This is a genomic window from Maribacter sp. 2-571, assembly GCF_050589625.1.
Lineage (GTDB): Bacteria > Bacteroidota > Bacteroidia > Flavobacteriales > Flavobacteriaceae > Pelagihabitans.
In genome coordinates, this window is sequence record NZ_JBNGOP010000006.1 from 23,235 (window position 1) to 42,554 (window position 19,320).

At 45.6% G+C, this 19,320-nt stretch carries 13 protein-coding genes; 5 read left to right on the forward strand and 8 right to left on the reverse strand.

Annotated features, from left to right (window positions below):
* Nucleotides 1–8: 8 nt before the first annotated feature.
* The 6 genes from ACRD7P_RS06115 to ACRD7P_RS06140 all read right to left on the reverse strand — a co-directional run bounded on the left by ACRD7P_RS06115 (nt 9) and on the right by ACRD7P_RS06140 (nt 9,596).
* A complete protein-coding gene (locus ACRD7P_RS06115) occupies nt 9–1,022 on the reverse strand; it encodes a PorP/SprF family type IX secretion system membrane protein (protein ID WP_430906643.1) in 1,014 nt (337 codons plus the stop codon).
* Nucleotides 1,001–4,642 (reverse strand): gliding motility-associated C-terminal domain-containing protein, encoded by a 3,642-nt coding sequence (locus tag ACRD7P_RS06120; protein WP_430906644.1) that lies wholly within the window; start codon nt 4,640–4,642, stop codon nt 1,001–1,003. The genes ACRD7P_RS06115 and ACRD7P_RS06120 overlap by 22 nt, the downstream gene beginning before the upstream one ends.
* A gap of 148 nt (nt 4,643–4,790) precedes the next feature.
* Entirely contained in the window at nt 4,791–5,675 is an 885-nt protein-coding gene (fabD, locus tag ACRD7P_RS06125) for an ACP S-malonyltransferase (protein ID WP_430906645.1), read from the reverse strand.
* A 321-nt stretch (nt 5,676–5,996) separates the two neighbouring features.
* Nucleotides 5,997–6,506 carry a gamma carbonic anhydrase family protein gene (locus ACRD7P_RS06130; RefSeq protein WP_430906646.1) on the reverse strand — a complete coding sequence of 170 codons (510 nt, stop codon included), beginning with the start codon at nt 6,504–6,506 and terminating at the stop codon, nt 5,997–5,999.
* Nucleotides 6,507–6,588: 82 nt separating this feature from the next.
* A complete protein-coding gene (locus tag ACRD7P_RS06135) occupies nt 6,589–7,317 on the reverse strand; it encodes a LytR/AlgR family response regulator transcription factor (protein ID WP_430906647.1) in 729 nt (242 codons plus the stop codon).
* Nucleotides 7,318–7,391: 74 nt separating this feature from the next.
* Nucleotides 7,392–9,596, reverse strand: coding sequence for a tetratricopeptide repeat-containing sensor histidine kinase (locus tag ACRD7P_RS06140; protein WP_430906648.1), 2,205 nt, complete (start codon nt 9,594–9,596; stop codon nt 7,392–7,394).
* A 220-nt stretch (nt 9,597–9,816) separates the two neighbouring features.
* Here ACRD7P_RS06140 and ACRD7P_RS06145 point away from each other — a divergent pair, with 220 nt between their 5' ends.
* Both ACRD7P_RS06145 and ACRD7P_RS06150 read left to right on the forward strand, forming a co-directional pair.
* Nucleotides 9,817–10,671: a DUF4349 domain-containing protein gene (locus ACRD7P_RS06145; protein WP_430906649.1), complete on the forward strand. Its 855-nt coding sequence runs from the start codon at nt 9,817–9,819 to the stop codon at nt 10,669–10,671.
* An 11-nt stretch (nt 10,672–10,682) separates the two neighbouring features.
* Nucleotides 10,683–11,882, forward strand: a complete 1,200-nt coding sequence (locus tag ACRD7P_RS06150) for a vWA domain-containing protein (RefSeq protein ID WP_430906650.1) — start codon at nt 10,683–10,685, stop codon at nt 11,880–11,882.
* Nucleotides 11,883–12,157: 275 nt separating this feature from the next.
* Here ACRD7P_RS06150 and ACRD7P_RS06155 read toward each other — a convergent pair whose 3' ends face one another.
* The gene (locus ACRD7P_RS06155) at nt 12,158–15,205 is read right to left on the reverse strand and encodes an Ig-like domain-containing protein (RefSeq protein WP_430906651.1); all 3,048 of its coding nucleotides are present in this window, start codon (nt 15,203–15,205) and stop codon (nt 12,158–12,160) included.
* Nucleotides 15,206–15,312: 107 nt separating this feature from the next.
* Nucleotides 15,313–16,338, reverse strand: a complete 1,026-nt coding sequence (locus ACRD7P_RS06160; protein WP_430906652.1) for a PorP/SprF family type IX secretion system membrane protein — start codon at nt 16,336–16,338, stop codon at nt 15,313–15,315.
* 117 nt (nt 16,339–16,455) lie between these two features.
* On the opposite strand from ACRD7P_RS06160, the gene ACRD7P_RS06165 reads away from it, so the two are divergent.
* The 3 genes from ACRD7P_RS06165 to ACRD7P_RS06175 all read left to right on the forward strand — a co-directional run bounded on the left by ACRD7P_RS06165 (nt 16,456) and on the right by ACRD7P_RS06175 (nt 19,268).
* A complete protein-coding gene (locus ACRD7P_RS06165; protein WP_430906653.1) occupies nt 16,456–17,361 on the forward strand; it encodes a NifU family protein in 906 nt (301 codons plus the stop codon).
* Between the two features lie 94 nt (nt 17,362–17,455).
* On the forward strand, nt 17,456–17,656 hold the full coding sequence (locus ACRD7P_RS06170) for a dodecin family protein (RefSeq protein ID WP_430906654.1): 201 nt from the start codon (nt 17,456–17,458) through the stop codon (nt 17,654–17,656).
* Between the two features lie 409 nt (nt 17,657–18,065).
* The gene (locus ACRD7P_RS06175; RefSeq protein WP_430906655.1) at nt 18,066–19,268 is read left to right on the forward strand and encodes a hypothetical protein; all 1,203 of its coding nucleotides are present in this window, start codon (nt 18,066–18,068) and stop codon (nt 19,266–19,268) included.
* Nucleotides 19,269–19,320 lie beyond the last annotated feature (52 nt).

Here is a 19,320-nt window from a genome sequence, read left to right on the forward strand (position 1 = left end):
CTTTCGGCTTAGAAAAATCTTGGTGTATCGATTTGCTTTGGCTTGCCCTTGATATTCTTCGTATTGATATTCTTGCTTCCTCCGGACCTTCCAATAAAGTACTTTAACACAAACTCCGGGGTACCGTTGTTGTATTGGCCCAATCCATTGGTATTATAGTCATAGGAAACCCCAAAGAAGATCGGATCGGTTATTTGAAACCCCGCCAGGGCACTCACCGCGTTCTCAATGCTATAGGCGGCGCCTAGGGTAAAACGGTCGTTAAACAACATATTGGCCGACACGTTGACATTTACCGGGGCACCCACAACGTAATTCAGTAAAAATGCAGGTTTTAATTTGGTGTTTTCCGAGAGATCGAAAACATATCCGCCTATTACGTTATAATGTATTTTATCCTCGACTACCGCAGCTACCTCCTGGTTATAGATATCATCGGTAAGAAAATTGGGGATGGACACCCCAACATACCAGTTTTCCTGATAAAGAAACAGCCCCGCCCCAATAGTAGCATAAAAATTATTGATCGGCTCCATTGCTGCTACAGGCTCTCCGGGGTTTTCAAAAGTACCTTTGGAGAAATCGACGTTCAACAGAGATCCACCGGCATCCATACCAAAAGATAACTTGGTTTCATCGCTCAAGTTTATCTGATAACTAAAGGCCACATCTAAAAAGGTATTGCTCAAAGGCCCCAACGCATCGTTAATGACATTGACACCGATTCCCATTTTTTCGTTGGACAAGGGAATGTTGGCCCCCAAACGAATGGTGCGCGGAGCACCGGGAATATCCAGCCATTGCGCCCGGTACATTGTGGTAAGCTCGGGCGTTTCCGTAGTGCCCACATAAGCGGGGTTAAAGCCCCCTATGTTGTACATGTACTGGGTGTATTGCGGTTCTTTTTGGCCATGGGCCGATAGCATACCCAATAAAAAAACGAGCATCAGCGATACTTTTTCGCCCACCAATCGATGTTTTTTATACCCCATGAACCGTATCATCTTATTAACTGGATCCATCCTTTTTTAATCTCCGGGCCTCCCCCATTGACCTGCACCTCCAACACATAATAATAGGTACCATCAGGAACTTGCTCCCCTTTCCAGGTACCGTCCCAAATTTCCTCCGTCGTTTGGTCCTGTACCATAAATACCGGACGGCCGTAACGGTTAAAAATCTCTATTGAATATAACAGGGTTATAGGTTCATTACAATCCGCCGTATCGGGAGCATCAAAACACCTTTGATTGATTTTCAAATCATCGTTCACCCCATCGCCATTGGGCGAAAATTGGTTGTATAGAATTCCAACGTCCAACGGTGTACGCTCGGATATGTTAACGGTGGCCGATGCCTCGTTATCCCCTTCCTGACCCTCACTTTCCGCAGGGGAGGAAGCGGTAATAGTTGCGGTATTGCTTACAAGACCGGCTTCTAAACAGCGGTACAATAATACCAGTGTAATGTCCTCTCCTACCGAAAGTTCTTCCGAAATACGCCATATTCCGGTGGCCGGATCATAGGAAGATCCTTCTGCCGCCTCAAAGCCCTCAAATTCAAACTGGATCTCATCGATATTGGTCAACACATCGGAAACACGGATATTGCCTACCGAATTGTTTGCGGATGCATTGGTAACCTTTAGCACAAACTCCACTTCCTCACCTACCAATGGGTTGGCTTGCGCCGCCAAAGAAGCCCCTTTTATTCTGGCCGATTTTTCAAGGACAAGGTTGATTCCTTCCGGCCGTTCTATGGCCAAGGAGACCGTTGCGGAATCGTTATCCGGGTTCCCATCATTGGGCACCGAACGCAATAGCTCCGCTGTGTTGTTGTAACTACTTCCTGTTACGATCGTAACCGTAATTTCCAATAAGGCGTCGGCTACCGGTTCTATCTCAAAAATATCCCACTGGCCCAATTCGGGGTCGTAAGTGCCTAATGAGGCTTCGTGGGAAACGTACTGGAAACCGCCTTCCAAAACCTCGGCGACCTGAATGCCCCTGGCCCTAATATCGGACAAATTGGTAACCGTTATCCTAAATACCACGGTATCGCCAATGGTGGCATCTTCGTTATCTATGGTCTTAACGATTTCAAGATCGATTTCCCGATTGCAATTTTCATTTTCCGGATCGGGGTCGCAGGCATCGTTGGGATCCGTGCCGTTCGTAATCTCTTCGCCGTCGACAATACCGTCCTCGTCGGTATCGCACAGACCGTTGTTATTGTTGGGAATGCAGGGGTTGTTGTTCGCGGGATCGGATTGATCGGGCACGCCATCGCTATCGGCATCCGTTAGGGTCGACTCTAGGGCATCAATAATCGAATCGCCATCTTCATCCAAAGGATTGTTCAAATCGTCACCCACTTCTTCGCCATCGTCGATACCATCACCATCCGTATCCCTATTATTGGGATCGGTGCCCAAGCTCGCTTCGGGACCATCGAACAGTCCGTCCAAATCGGTATCGATATCACAATCGTTCACTGAAATGGAAACGGCGACCGACTCATTGGTACAAGGGGCCTGAGCGCCAGTTGTGGTAAAGGTGAACACATAGGTACCATCGGCCAGCCCTTGAAAATCGACGACGTTTTCATTTGACAGCTGCAAAGCACCTGACGAAGGGTCGTCGGTAATGGTCCAAACACCCTCGTCCTCACCTACCAATTGGTCGTCCAAATCAATAGAGAAGCGTCCGTTCGCGGCAATACTACAAGCAGAAGCATCAGTAGCTGTTCCTGCCGAAGGCTGCGCTATTATCGTGGCCGTAACGGGTATCCGTGGCGTGGCGCAATTATTTTCCGTAGCTTCTACATAGTAAATGGTGGTCTGCGAAAGATTAGGGGTAAACACGCTACCGTTCGCTATAGGCGTATCACTCGTCGGCGAGGTATACCAATTATAGGTAGGGTTCCCTGTTGCCGAAATGGTCAGGGTCACCGAACCGGTACCACATCGTTGATCGCCACTGGTCTCCTCTACTTCCGGGGTTGTATTCCTGGTCAGTTGCACGCGCAATGCCGGGCTTGCACATTCATTGGCCGCATCATAAAAATAGCCAAAATAGGTTCCCGCATTAGGGGCCTCCACTTCCGTATCGGGAATTGGCGGAGGTATATCATCTTCGTCAGGTCTGGACGTGCTCCACCGCAATACCGTTCCTGGCGGAGGCGCCGAATCGGTATAATCGTTCAGACTGATATCGATCACATCGCAAAAGATCAACGGTACATCATCGTCAAGGGCCGGTGCCGCATTTCCGGCATCACAAGGCTCGCAATTGGAAACGGGAACGGAAACCTCAATCGTTTGTTCCGGGCAGGGATCATTGGTCAAGGTATATCTAAAAATATAAGTCCCATCATCATCGTCATCAAAATTGACCACATTGTTCCCATTGATGTTCCCTGGGTTTTCCGGGCCGGTAACAAAGGTCCAAACACCTCCGGGAGCGGCGCCGGACAAGGTAGTATCGAGATTCAAGGTCGTAGTACCGCCAAAGTCGGTAGTATTACAACTAAAAATCCCTGGATTTACAGTACCTATATTTTCGGTTTCCGCCAAGGTAATCGTTACAGGGGAAGTGGGACTGAAGCAAGCGCCCGATGCGGAATAATACACTGCGTAATAGGTGTTTCCCTGGTTGACATTGGGCGAAGCCAATAAATCACCGACCGTCGTTGGATCGGCAATCAAACTCCATCGTAAGCTGGATGCAACGGGAGTGACCTCATCTACAAAACCATCTAGATTTACCTGGGCGACATCACAAAAATCCGTTTCATTATCATTGATGGTAGGTGGTGCACTTCCGGCAGAACAGTCGTTATCCGCTATGGTCACCGTTCCCGAATTGGGAGTCCCCAACAGAAACTGTGGACTGCTCACCGATTGCAGGGTCAAAATTACCGTTTCATCACTTTCCGCGACGGTATCGTCCTCTGGGATAATATTAATGGCCCTTGAAAATTGACCGGCCGGAAAGGTCAACGTAGCCTGCCCCGTAGTGGTATAATCGGATTGTGCCCCGCCATTGGTCGCCGTACCGCTAAGTGTGTACGCCACCGATACCGTAGCGCCCGTCTGGTTTTCCTTATCCAAACGTATCACAAAACGCCCTTGGTCCGAATTTTCCTCTTCCGCATCGGCATCAACGGTATCGACGGTAAGCGTCCCCACATCATTATCTTCGATGGCCACGGTGGCCTCGGAAGCGAATTGATCCACCGAGTAACCGGAACCGTTCAGTAAACGTATCGTAAGATTCTCCCGTGCCTCTACCAAATCATCATCGAAAATGTCGACCACAATTTCATCCGAAGTAGCACCTCCGGCAGGTAATGTAACAAAACCGCTTAAAAACGTATGGTCGTCGCCGTTGGTCGTTTGGCCGACCACTTCGTATGTCACGGTACGACCGTTGGAAACGGGTGTAGCACTTTTGGAAACCGTAAAGGTTACGGGAGCCGTAGGGCCTACGCTTGTTTCCTGTGCGGTGTTCGTGTCTACCGAAATCGACACCACCTGTGCCCGTAGACCCACCCCGATAAAAAGGACGGATAGGAACAGGGTGTATTTTAATATGTACCGATTTCCACTATTCCGGAAATCCATTTTTCTTTTCAATTCCATTGCTATTCTATTGAATTATCATGAATTCAATCGCTAGCTTAGTAGGATGCTCTCGCTTAAAATGGGGCACAATATTAATAAAAAAAAATACCACGGCCTTATTTACCGGTTTAAATATCGGAATATCGGATAAAATCCTTCGCCTCGCCTAATGGACAGCCCCTGCCGCGGTTTCGACCTCTTTGGCTATTTTCCGTACCAAGCCTTGAAGTACTTTTCCGGGTCCAACTTCGGTAAATTTGGTAGCGCCGTCCGCCACCATCTGTTGTACGCTTTGTGTCCACTTTACGGGTGCCGTCAATTGCGCTATCAAATTCGCTTTAATGGCGACCGGATCGTTTACCGCGACCGTACTCACATTTTGATAGATAGGGCAAGTGGGCGTATGGAACGTTACGGCCTCTATTGCTTTGGACAGGGCGTCACGGGCGGGTTGCATGAGGGGCGAGTGAAAAGCGCCGCCTACGGGGAGTAACAACGCCCGTCTGGCTCCCGCCGCTTTCAAGGTTTCACAGGCCTGCTCAATCGCCTCGACCTCTCCCGATATCACCAACTGCCCCGGACAGTTATAATTGGCGGCCACGACCGTACCTGGGGTTTCGGCACATACTTTTTCGACTACAGCATCATCCAGACCCAAAACAGCGGCCATTGTGCCCGCACGCCCTTCACAAGCTTCCTGCATGGCTTGCGCCCTTTGGGCGACCAACCGAAGACCGTCTTCAAAACCGAGCGTTCCGTTGGCGACCAAGGCCGAAAACTCGCCCAGCGAATGTCCTGCGACCATGTCGGGCGAAATCGCATCGCCCATCACTTTGTTCAATACTACCGAATGCAAAAAAATAGCCGGTTGGGTAACATTGGTTTGTTTTAAGTCCTCAGGGGTCCCTTCGAACATGATATCGGTAATATGAAACCCTAAAATTTCATTTGCGTTTTCAAAAAGTTCTTGTGCCAAGGGATATTTTTCGTAGAGGTCGAGTCCCATACCCACAAACTGAGCGCCCTGTCCGGGAAATATAAATGCATTCATAAGCTGTTATTTTATACCGTTTTAACGTGTCATACCATTTCTGATGTTAAACTACCCTTTGAAAAGTGTTCTTTTCCGTGTATGCTTCAAAATAAAAGCTAACCATAGCTACTGCTATGCTTGGATTTTCTTTTTCGCCTACACAAAAAATCCTTGGTTTTTATTTGCGTAATTTAACATCAGAAATGGTATAAAATGGTAATCGGCGACAAATGTACTATTTTTCAAATAGCGTTACGTTTCCCTTCTACAAAATCCAAGACAAGTACTAGCCCTATATACGCTTTAGGGGGCATAGCATCGCGGTAAGCTTCGCCAAAACTATTGGTACCAACTTGCGTATAATACATAACTCTCCGCAATACGACGCACCTCCCCTGCACTGAGTTCGGGACTGATGTCCTTAATTTTTTTTGCGGGAACCCCGGCATAGATACTACCACTGGGCACATGTGTCCCTTTGGGCAACACGGCCCCTGCGGCAATAATGCTGTTCTGCTCCACGATGCAATCGTCCATAACGATGCTTCCCATACCTATGAGCACATCATCTTTAATGGTGCACCCGTGCACTATGGCATTATGCCCTATGGAAACCCTGTTACCGATCGTAGTTGGTGCCTTCTTATAGGTACAATGGATCACCGCTCCGTCCTGAACATTGACCTTGTCGCCCATTGTAATGTAATGCACATCGCCCCGAAGTACGGCATTGAACCAAATGCTGCAATGGTCGCCCATGGCCACATCCCCCACGACCGTAGCATTTTCGGCGATAAAACAGGCCTTCCCAAACCGGGGCGATTTGCCAAGAATCGATTTTTTAATCATTTTTTTTGTTTTTAGCGGGCCAAAACACCCGTTTCTTCCATATTTCCCTTCGTTGGAAGGGTACATTTAACCGATCCGTTTTTTAAAAATAGGATAATAGCTCCTTCTTTCTTGCGGCGGAAACCAAAAGTTCCTTTCCGCTAGAAACGACTACGCTACCTCCTTTTCCCTTTCGGTATTTGACCACCTCGTTAACGTTCACCAAATAGGATTTATGTATTCGGGCGAAAGCAAAATCAGCCAACGCCCCCTCGAAATATTTTAGCGTTTTACTGACCAATATTTTTTTGTTGACAAGATGGATTTCCGTATAATTATCGTCAGCCTTACAGTAAAGGATATCCTTTACATTAAGCACTTGAAATCCGTCCTGTTGCGGCAGGGTGATCTTTCCCTCTATGGCCTTCAACTTTGGTTGCAATACCCGCTCTTCCAAAGCATCTTCCTTTAAACGAATCTCCAAAACGTACTCCACCGCCTTTATCAATTCGTCAATATTGATCGGCTTCATAAGATAGTAGGCGGCATGACTGTTAAGCGCATCCATGGCGTATTGGTTATAGGCCGTTACAAAAACCGTTTCAAAGGTACGCTCGGGCACTTTATCCAATAAATCGAAGGCGTTTCCGAAAGGCATCTCCACATCCAGAAAAACAAGGTCCAAATCGTTTTTCGAAATGAGCTCCAAGCCTTTTTCGATAGACGGGGCCTCCCCGACCAAATCTACCTGTGGGCAATATTTGTTCAAATAATTGCGTAGTATTTCCCTACTATTGGCCTCATCCTCGACCAAAATCGTTTTTAACTTCATGGTATTTTTTTAAAGGAACCGCTCACAATTTTGTTACAAGGGCCGACAAATGCTCGCTCCTCCACAACAATCGTTTAGTTCCGATTCAACATAAAAACCACCTTGGTGCCCGAACCGTCCGCATTCAGATCGGAAATGGCGACCTCTACGCGATCTTTGTACATATCGTTCAAAATGGCAATACGCTTTTTAATATTGCCCATTCCCTTGGACTTCTGTTTTTTCTGATGTTGCGTTTTCAGTGCCGCAGAGCGCTTTCTCCCGATTCCATCGTCCGAAATGGTAATTTCAATAGTATCTTTTGTTTTCTGTCGTAACGCTATATCAAGAAAGCCTTTTTCTTCCTTGTAACGCAAACCGTGCCAAATGGCATTTTCGATATACGGTTGTAACAACATGGGCGGAATTTGAAAAGCGGCAACATCCAAATGGTCGTCTATTGCAATATCATAATCGAACTTTTCCGGAAAACGGGAATGTTCCAATTTTACGTATAGCTGCAATAGTTCCAATTCTTTTGATAAGGGAATAAAATCTTCCTCAGAGTTCTCCAAAACGGCCCTCATTAAGGTAGAAAACTCGCTGAGATACCGATTTGCGCTACGCTCGTCACTTTTCGCAATGTAATTGTTCACCGAATTTAGGGCGTTGAAAATAAAATGGGGATTCATTTGGGAACGGAGCGATTTTAATGCCAAAAGGTTATTGGCAAGTTTTTGCTGCTGGTTGCTTCGGTAGAAAAAAAATGCCGCCAGGCCTAAAAAAACAATACCGAACAATAGCGAATAAATGATCCATTTTTGGCGTTTAAAACTTTCCTCCACCAATTGCTGTTCGGTAACGGCCAACGCATATTTACTTTGGGAAAGTTCACGCTCCTGTTCCAAACCGGCGATCCTACTTTGTTTGGAGGCTACTTCCCTATTGAAGCGTGCGGCCCGGGAAAGCTCTTGTTCCTTTCTTATGTAAAGGGTATCTACCAAGGCCGTATAGTTGCGATAAGCTTCAAAGGCCTTGGTATAATCGCCCCGATATTCATACACTTCGGAGAGTTTTCGGGTAGCATCCTTTTGAACGATCAAATCGTTATCGCCATCGGCCTCCACAATGCTACGCTTTAAATACGGAATCGCCTCATCGTATTTGTCCTGGGCGATATAGGCGTTCGCAATTTTATAGTTGATACGCTGTGCGGTGATCGTATCGGTCTCCCTAACTGCCGACTGCGTGGCAACTTTTGGTCTGGGCAGCTGGCGCAACTCTTCCAAACTTTTTTTACGCATGCGTATTTCTTCGGGGTAGCGACTTCTTAAATTGTAAAAATCGGCTACCTTTTCCTTTTCTTGGATGGCCCGTTTCGGTGCCTGTTTTGACGCCAATTCCAGAGAATTTTGATAAAAACCCTCCGCCTCCACTTCTTGGTCGCCCTTGGCATAGGCATCCGCAATTTTGGAATTGAGGTCGGCCATTTTTGGTGAAATACGATTTTGTCGCGCCACTTTTAAACCCTCTTCATAAAAAGCGACGGACTTTCCGGTTTTGCCCAATCCCTTTTGGGCATCGCCCAAACTTTCATACAAAGCTATTTGTTGGTAGGGCACCATGTTTTTGATGTCCCTTAAGGGCTGTAGGCTTGCATTGGCGGAATCATAGTCGCCGTTCTGAATATAGGCACTAGCCAACAAAAGGGCCGTTTTGATGGTTTTATTGGCTTCCAAAGCGTCTTCGAAATTGGTAATGGCAAGGTCGAGCTGTCCATGGTAGCGATACACTTCGCCCAAGGTGGTCAACGAGCGGGCGAGCAGTTTTTTATCGGCCCTTTTTCCAAGTTCGGCAATGGACCGGGTGATAAAATCGATGCTTTTTTTAATGTTGTCCTTTTTGTACAGTTTTGCGGAGTCCAGATAGTTTTGATGAAATTGCTCTCGCGCTTTATTACCGCCTCTTTTAAAACTACTTCTAAGTTCCGTCTCGCTTCCGCCGGCCACCAGTATCGTGATTTCCTGACCGTCCTTGATAACGTAGCGGACCGTATCGAACTCTGGGCTTTCGACCAGCAGTTCGTCCCCTACTTCCGCCATAATCTTGAATGCCCCTAGAAAATCGGTACGGGCATACGTGCCGGAAGTGGTAGACACCTGAACATCACTGATGGGAACACCGCTTTCCTTGGCTTTCACCGATCCTTTGATCTCTATTTTAGCTATTGTGGAACGCTGCGAAAACCCAGTGGCCGCACATAAAAAAAAGAGAATACTAAGATGTTTTAACTGGAGCATAATGTGGTTCCTACGCTGTAAACTTAATGGATCTGTATGGTACAAAAAAATACGTTTAAGGGATGGACAGTCCTAAAATTAGGCTTTTTGACGACTTCCGGAACGCAATGGACCATTTCCCTAACCCAAAAGTACACTTCCCTCATTTCTCGTTTTCCAACCACTTTTTGACCACTAGTTTAGCCGTATAAATGAGTTCATTATCAAAACAAATAAAACAATGCCCGCACCATCAAAAAAACATATTAAAAAAGTAGTTCTTTTATTCGTTATGGGATTCTTGGCCCTTTTTACCTTTCGTCTGGTATATGGATATCGATCGGTTCCCGTACCCGGTCCCTTTATGGAAAACAGCATCCCCCAGGCCGTTGGTACCGAGCACCGCAAAAACTACGCTTCTATAAAGTACCAAGGAAATCAAAGCCCCACGTCCGGTCAAATCGACCAGAAATATGAGAAAATTGCGGACATCGCTTCCCATTCGTCCCAATTTACGGATCATGAGAACGAACTAAGGGAAAGTATCAAAACATACGAGGGGCTTATCCAGTTCGAAAATAAGAACGGTAATGATGGACGGCGGAACCTGAAGCTTGTTATCGGCGTACCGCCCGAAAATTTCGATCGATTGTATGCTTCCCTGACCACCATAGGAACCGTACAGTCGAAACAGATTACAAAAAAGGACAAAACCAATGAATATAAGGAACTCAATGCCAAAAAGGCTTCGCTCGAAAAAATACGTGCATCGCTCATCGGCCTAAAGGCAAAAGGTGGTCGGATAGATGAATACATGCAGCTCGAAAATCGAATCCTTGAAATAGAACAACAGTTGCAAGAACTAGGGGTGAGTCTTGGAAATTTCGACGATGAAAACGAATTCTGCACCGTAAAGTTCACCCTTAACGAAACAAAGGCCCTTAAAATAGGAATACTGCAACGTGTAAAAGTGGCATTGGAATGGACCATTGAAACTTATTTGATGTTGATGGCTTTGTTCACTTTTATACTATTGGCAGCTTATATCGGTCTTTTGACCATTCAAAAACTACGAACATTACTTCATCGAAATTAAATTTTAAAACTATGAAACATTCACATTACATTTTGGCACTTGCCATAGTGTCCTTTGGTCTTACCAGCGTTTACGGCTGCGAAACCATAGCAAAAAAAGAAACAAAACCTGTTTTGATCGCCAAAAGCTCAAAAATCACCGAAGAGACCGATAAGGCGGATAACAACACCGTAAAAATAGCGCTGTTATTGGACACCAGTAACAGCATGGACGGCCTGATCAACCAGGCGAAGGCCCAGTTATGGGATGTAGTAAACAAGTTTACCCACGCCAAATGCGGAAATCAGGTTCGACCAAAACTGGAAATAGCCTTGTACCAATACGGAAACGACAATCTTTCTTCAAAAGAAGGCTACATACAACAGGTATTGGGTTTCAGCAACGACTTGGACGAGATTTCGGAAAAGTTGTTCTCCCTGACCACCAATGGCGGTGAGGAGTATTGCGGCGAAGTGATACAGACGTCTTTGAGACAATTGGAATGGGGAAAAAATCCGGACAATCTAAAAATGATATTTATTGCCGGTAACGAACCATTCAGTCAGGGAAAACTGGATTATCGGGATGCCATTTCCAATGCCAAAGAAAAGGATGTGGTGGTGAACACCATATTTTGTGGGAATTACGAACAAGGCGTACAGACCGATTGGAAAAGCGGGGCAAACCTAACCGGGGGCGAATATATGGCCATAGACCACAATAGAAAGGTAGTCCATATCGATACGCCTTATGACGAAATCATCATCAAACTGAACACCAGGCTTAACGGCACTTACGTTTCCTATGGTACTAGTGGACAGGAAAGGATGAGAAAACAGGCCGTTCAAGATCAAAATGCCATGGAAATGGAAGATGCGGTAGCCATTAAAAGAGCGGTAAGCAAAAGCTCCGGGCTTTATAAAAATACTTCGTGGGATTTGGTAGATGCCGTATCGGATGATGAAGAGGTGCTTTCCGACCTACCCGAAGAAAAACTGCCCAAGGCACTTCAAAACAAAACGGAAGCCGAGATAAAAGCCTATATCGCAGCCAAAAAAGCGGAACGAATAAAAATCCAAGAAGAAATACAGGAAATGAACGAAAAGCGTAATGCCTATATCGCCAAAAATCAAAAGGAAGCCTCCACTGGTGAACTGGAGAATGCAATGCTACGGGCCATAGTAAAACAGGCCGAACGTAAAAATTACAAATGGGACAAGGACGACCAATAATATTTATAGAAACCTGTTATACCATTTTAACTTTGAAATAGCACTAATAAATCGTTTCTTTTTTAGCTGTTCTTCGTTAAAAAATAGAACCGTAGCTATGGCTATGCTTAGATTTTTTGCCTTGAACAACTAAAAAATAATTCAATTTTTATACGTACCATTTCAAAGTCAAAATGGTATTACCTGCCTCCTTGGGAGGGGTAAGGCAGGTATCAGGTCGATGTTGGTAAGCAGGTCTATTTTCCGCAATTTAGGAAATAGGCCTGTTTTTATCATTAATTCGGACAGATTAAAGGACTTCCATTAGGATCGGTCAATGGCCTACATTCCGGACCATTAGGACCAAAACACAATTGCTGCCCCGTTGGACATTCGGTAACCAAAGTTACCTCGACCGTTGCTGTTGAAGTTGCATTCCCATCCGTTATGGTGTAGGAAAAACTATAAAAGCCAGGACTATCAAAACTAGGGTTAATAGTAAACTCCAAAACATTACTTCCCGGTGATTGTCTTGCAATCGTACCAGATGAGGGCTGTGTAAATGTAGTGACCGTCAGAGGGTCATTATCTGGATCGTTATCATTTGAGGTGACATTTAGCGTAAACGTATCCTGACCACCAACAGTATTAAACTCATAATCGTCATTGACCGCGGTAGGCCCTGTATTCGGTGGGGATACCGTAACTGTTAAGGCTACTGGATCGCTAACACCTCCTCTATTATCAACTACGGTAAGTGTAACCGTATAACTACCGGCCGTAACATACTCATGTGATGCCGTAGGCGAATCAGACACAAAAGTATTATCGATGCCAGAGCCTGGATCGCCGAAGTCCCATCGGTACTCTTCAATAGTATCGCCAGGATCATCATCGAACGAATTCACTCCGGTAAAATTCAAGGTATCCGGTGCGCCGTCCGTAATACTCAGAACGCTCTCGGGCCGTGCAGTCGGATTTTGGTTGGCCGCCGTAAGCGTAATGGTCACCATTGCGGTATCGGTTCCACCGTCGACATCCTCGATACTGTATTCAAATGTATATATGCCCACGGGAGTAGCGGCATCTATAGTATACCTAAGCAAGCCTAGAGTTGATGGCTCTAACAATACTGACCCACTACTGGGTTGCGTATACGAAGTAACGTAAACCCTAGGAGTACCATCAGCTCCAGGATCTATATCATTATTCAAGACAAAAAGGTCAAAAGTAGTCTCTTGGTCGACCGTTAAAAACGTATATTCATCGTTAATCGCATCTAAAGCGGCACCAGTACTTACGGTAATAGTTAATTGTTGCGAATTACTAAGCTGGGGATTACCGTTGTCGGTAACCGTCAGCACTACGTTGTAGGTTCCTGGAGTATTGAATGTATATTGAGGGTTGGCCGAAATACTCGAATTTCCGTTATCGTCAAAGTTCCAAAGGTAGCTCAATGTATCCCCTGCGTCTGGGTCCGAAGACTGGTCACCGGTGAAATCAACAGTCAGCGATGCGGGACCGCTTGTAACATCCGAACTGGCTATTGCAGTCGGAGCCTGGTTGGTCGCGGCTTCAAGAGTGACGGTAACGAGATATCCTCTAGTAGAACCGTCCTGGGCGGTAACGGTATATGCCCTTGGGGTTGAAAAATCCTGCGATGTTCCGGATTCTGGACTTAAGGACACTCCTGTATGAACAACGTTCGGCGACAACGCTGTAACATCGGTACCAGAAGGTAACGTTATCGCGATATCAAAACCGGTAATGGTTCCCGCTACACCGTCTATAACAAAAGAGGTTATTGTTTTCTCCGAACTGGCGGCCTCTGTCACATTGACCGTCCAAACCTCTTGATCTCCGTTCGCCGCAGTGACCGTATATGTAATCGGATTGTTAAAGTTTCGTACTTCGCTGGCATCCGGGGCTACAGAAGCACCAGGGGAAAGGGAGAGGGTATTCGGCGCTACGTTTAGATTGGTCCCCTGAGGTACACTGACCGTCACTTCGTGGTTGACCGCGTCAATATCGGAATCGTTCTGGGAGGGCAGACTAAAGGCCGTAATATCGGTACCGTTGGGCTCCGGGCTACCACTGATGACCACCTCGATACTGCCGCTAATTTCCGGATCGGACACCGAGGTTGCCGTAATGGTCACCGTACCTGCCGCTACACCTGTTAACAGCCCATTCGCATCCACCGTAGCGATACTGGTATCTTCCGAGCTCCAGGTAACGTTTGTATTTGACGCATTGGTGGGCAATACCGTGGCAATCAATTGCCGTATAGCGTCGTTATCCGATGGGTCTTCTTGTGCTACGGCAATGCCCGTGACCGGTATTTCCGCTTCGTCGCTTACCGTAATCGTAACCGATGTCGTTATTGTCGGATTCGAAGTCGCGGTCACGGTTACCGTTGCCGATCCCGGAGCAATTGCCGTAAACACTCCTTGTCCATCCACCGCTACTATACCGGGATTGTCGGAACTCCAGGTGACTCCTTGGTCCGTAGTATTTGAAGGCGTAAACGTTACGGGACACGAAGTGGTTTCTCCTACTATCATAGTTAACGTTTCACATTCCCCAAGACTGAGGGAAACGACCTCCACAACGGTGACTATCTCGAACACCAAAGCGGTTTCAAAATCACCTCCATTGTTATCCCTTAACAAAAACACAATTTCCAAGGTGCCCAACTCTGTGTCGGAAAGGTTAAGTTGATAGGTGCCCTGTGCAATGGGTTCAAAGTTGGTGGTAGGCGCGTAGCCATCCGTCGGCACCGCAGTGATGCTGGCATTGCCCCCAGAAAGTTGGTATGCCGCTTCGTAGGTGGCACCGGTATTATTTTCCGGTGTAGCAAAGGTCAGGTTGATAACCGCATCCTGCCCAAGTTGTATTTGATTAGACGCACTGGTAGCCGCCCAGGTGACGGGAATCTCTTCAAGATCATATGTAATTTCGAGTTCTTCGGTAAACCCAAAATTGTCCGAGCCCACGATTCGGACCCGATGTATTCCCGCTTCTTGGCCTACATAGTTTACCGAAGCGGAAAAAGGAGAAAATGGTATGGCGTTACCACTGTTTAAAACCGCCCCATTGGCGTTTTCAAAGCGCCCGTTGCCCTGCAGAATTTCATACGTAAACGAATAGGTATAGCCCTCCAGCTCGGCTTCGGGTACCACAGTTAGTGTCGTTTGCAATTGTTGGTTTACAAAGCCTTGGGAAGTACGTTGTTCCAGCAAAGAGAATTCTACCTCTGTGAAAAGGGTCACCTCTTTTGTACAGGCAAGTACCAGAAGCAAGGCACTAACTACGGTCCAGAATATTTTGGTGTTTTTTTTCATAACCTCGGAACAAAAATGCGTTATTGCCCATACACTTGGTTGTCGGTCTTTTTAACGATTATCACCCGCTAAGCGAGGGTTTAAAATAGAAACGGCACGGATTTGGTTTATTGTGCCGCAGGACAATAACAATCATACTTTCGCTCGGCCTGCCCAAAGTCGTATCCCAAGGTAATCTGGTGAAAGCCACCGTTCGATACCCGAAAATCCCCGGACTGATAAGAATAATTGTACGACACCATAAAGTTTTTAAAATTGGCCCCTATAATCGGTGTAATCAACTGTAATTGGGGTTCTGTAAAGCTATCTCCTTGAACCACTACCGCAGCATCAAACCCACGACGGTAAGAGAGTCCGCCCCAAATTCTTCCAAAATCGACATCCTTATATACCTTCGCATTAAAGTCGATGGTTTTCTCTTTGGTAAAATCGGTCAATTGAAAAAGTACCGAAGGTTCGATCTGAACTGCATTTCTTCCGAAAACATAACCGACGGAAAAAAGAAACCGTCTTACATTATCGATAAAATTGATATTTCCAATATCTTGCCTGCCGGTTCGGTAAAGCTGTCGCTCTGCACCGCTCAACACGTTCAAGGCCGCTACATGGGCATAAAATTCCATTAGACTGTAGGACATACCAATATCCACATTATAATAGGGCTCGCTTATTTTGCTACCCACGATTGCGGGATCATCCACACCACCGGGAGACAAAAACTCGCTTTCATCCAAACTACTTTGTAAATACGTGGGGCTTAGCCCAAAGGAAAGTTGGTTCAGGTAACGACCGTCCCCGCCCATTTTTAGATGGTATGCATAGGTCAATTTTACACCGGTTTGGGCATGGTAGCCGTTGGCGTCGTTAAAAATGATCATTCCCAATCCGCTGTTGCTTTCACCAAGGCGGAAGTTGGCATTGAGTGTCTGTAGGTTGGGTGCGTCCCGAACGTCGAACCATTGCTGTCGTATGGTAGCACGGATTTTACCACCTGGGCTAATACCTGCCATAGAGGGGTATACCAAATAGTAATTGTCCGCCAAATAATCAAAATAAACGGGAATACCTTCCTGAGCAGTTGCCTGATAACCAAAGCTTAACACAGAAAGCAATACTAGTAACTGCTTTTTCATTTTACCGTTTTGGGAGTAAAGGTCGCCTAAATATAAAGTATAACGCCTGAATTGTTACATTATTATATAGAGACTACCTTGCAAAATGATTGTATTTTTGTGGCAAAACTATTGGCAATGAAAGATTATAATATTACCGTAAAGGAAACGAACAACCCGGCCATTTTAAAATTTGAGACCAATCACTTTTTAACGGAGCACCAAAGCTATGAGTACAACAATATAGACGAGGCCAAAAATGCCCCGTTGGCCCAACAACTCTTCTACCTTCCCTTTATTAAAACGGTCTATATTTCCGGGAATTTCATTGCATTGGAACGTTTCGATATTGTTTCGTGGGACGATGTAAAGGACGAGGTCGCCCAACAGTTAGTGGAATACCTGAACTCTGGGGAACCCATAGTGGTGGAAGAAGTAAAAACGACCACGAAAGTTGCCGTTACCGTTTATGCGGAGGTAACCCCGAACCCATCGGTGATGAAATTTGTAGCAAGCCGACGTATCGTGCCCACGGCACTGGAGTATAAAAACATTGATGAGGCCAAAAATTCCCTTTTGGCCAAGGAGCTGTTCCACTTCCCCTTTGTAAAAGAGGTCTTTTTTGACGAAAACTATGTTTCGGTAATGAAGTTCGAAGTAGCGGAATGGGACGAGATCACCCAGCAACTTCGCGAACACATCCGCAACTTTATTGCCGATGGTAAAGAAGTAGCATCTACCCAAAGTATTGTACAAAAGACAAAAGACGCCCCGGCCGCCCTAAAACAACAGGAAAACCTGGACGATACCTCCAAACAGATCATCGATATTTTGGAAGAATACGTAAAGCCCGCCGTTGCCAGTGATGGGGGCAACATCCTTTTTAAATCCTATGAGGCGGAAAGCAAAAAGGTAAATGTCATCTTGCAAGGTGCCTGTAGCGGATGCCCCTCTTCGACCTTTACCCTTAAAAATGGCATTGAAACCATGCTCAAAAACATGATGGGCGATAAGGTAAACGAGGTAGTTGCGCTGAACGGATAGGCCGGAGAAGTCGAACATTAGTGGCCCCATCGTTAATTTCAAGAGGTGTTTCAAATTTTATTTGCTAACTTGTAGGAAATATAAAACACTAATTATGGCAATTTTAAAAGTAATAGAAGTATTGGCAAATTCGGACAAAAGTTGGGAAGACGCCACAAAAAAAGCAGTTTCACAAGCTTCTAAATCGGTAAAGAACATTCGCTCGGTCTATGTAAACGAACAAAGCGCAATGGTCGACGATGGAGAGGTAAAAGAATTCAGAGTTAATGTAAAGATTACCTTTGAAGTAAAGTAATTCCACCTTAAGGATACGTTTTGGCGCCGTAGCAATACGGCGCTTTTTTTTTGCGCTTTGTTATACCTACTATTAGGTTCTTCACCAGACTTCACAACGAGGCCTTACCCATCTTTGTTTTTCATGCTTCTACAGTCCTCCTTCCTGCGCTGAACCTCATATTTCAAAATTCCAGATTACGCCCGGTTTTGATCAAAAACAGTTTCCTTTTGGTAAAAACATCGGCAAAATTTCCCAAAAATAACAGATAATAATCCACCCCGTAAGAGCCGTATTGTACTGATATAGGGCGATATGGCAATTTCAAAAAAAATAAAATCGTCTTTGGATAAAGGAGTGTACAAATCGGCAATCCCTGATGGCAACCGTCATTTAACTTTGGCCGGAATACGTTAAACTCCTCTTAAAGATGAAAAATAGTATAACATTGATTATAGTACTCTTTCTCCTTTTTTCCTGTGAAAAACAAGAAGAAGCAGTAGTATTGGAAGATACGGTTACCTCCGAAGATGCCATAAAGGCAATTTCTTACGGAAATGGAATTTTAAAGGCCGGTTACGGCTTTAATGTGCTCACTGGAGAGGATTTTGATACCCCGTTAAAAAATCCAAGAAAACGTATTTTTCGAACCAACAACTTTCCGAAGGGTACCGAAATCGTTTATGAAAGGGTGAAGGACGAGAAGGTGATAGAAAGGGTGCTTACACGTAATGAAGGTTTTGGTGTAAACTTGGAAATTGCGGGCCCGACCATTGGGCCGATTGCAACAGCTTTCGCCTTTAATTTTAGCTCTCGGGAAACCTTGACCCGTAGCATTGCTTCTAACAGCTCCAGTGAAACAATAATCGTAAGAGCAACAATTCCTATTCAAAAACATGAAATACTAGGTTCACGACCAATTTTATCGGATGAAGCTAAAGCGGTTCTTGCTTCCGGACCGGAAAACTTTACCAATAAGTATGGTGCCGCCTGGGTATCCTCTGAAGTAGGGGCCATCGAAGTATTGCATGTTTTCAATTTTGATTTATCCAATCTTAGTGACCAAGAACGATTTGAAACCGAAACGCTTCTCGGTTTTGCCTTTAAACCGTTCTTTAATTTGGAGGTTGAACGCAGGGTTACCAGAGATGAAAAAATATTGTTGCGGAAAAGTATCGCCAGTCAAGAAGTTACTTCTTCCTTAAGGCGTTTTGCTCCCCGAATATTTGATTTATCCAAGTTCAACTCATTTTTTGAAGAAGGGGGATATCGCCGTGAATTACAACGCATGATCCACCACGCCAATACATATCCTCAAGACGTGACTCCGCTGACACGAACCCTTAGACCCTATGTAGATCCCGACCCAGCTTATGACAATCCTACGGAAGGTCCGGTAAACCGCATTTTTAGGGCTGCTTACCGAGAGGCGCTGGAATGCAAATCCAATTTGGAAAAGTGGTCAACATTGAAGTCACGATTGGAGATTGTTTATAAAAAATCCAAGGACCAAAATATGAGAGCCCGTGCCTCCAGGGCATTACAGCAAGTGGCCAGCAACATTAGAAAAGCCGAGAATTGTAGGAACTCGACACCGCCCTCCGCTAACCTTTACGGTGGCATAAGGTTATAGCAATACCGCTAAGATAAAAACCAAGTGCTATGGTCGGCAAAACCCATTTTGG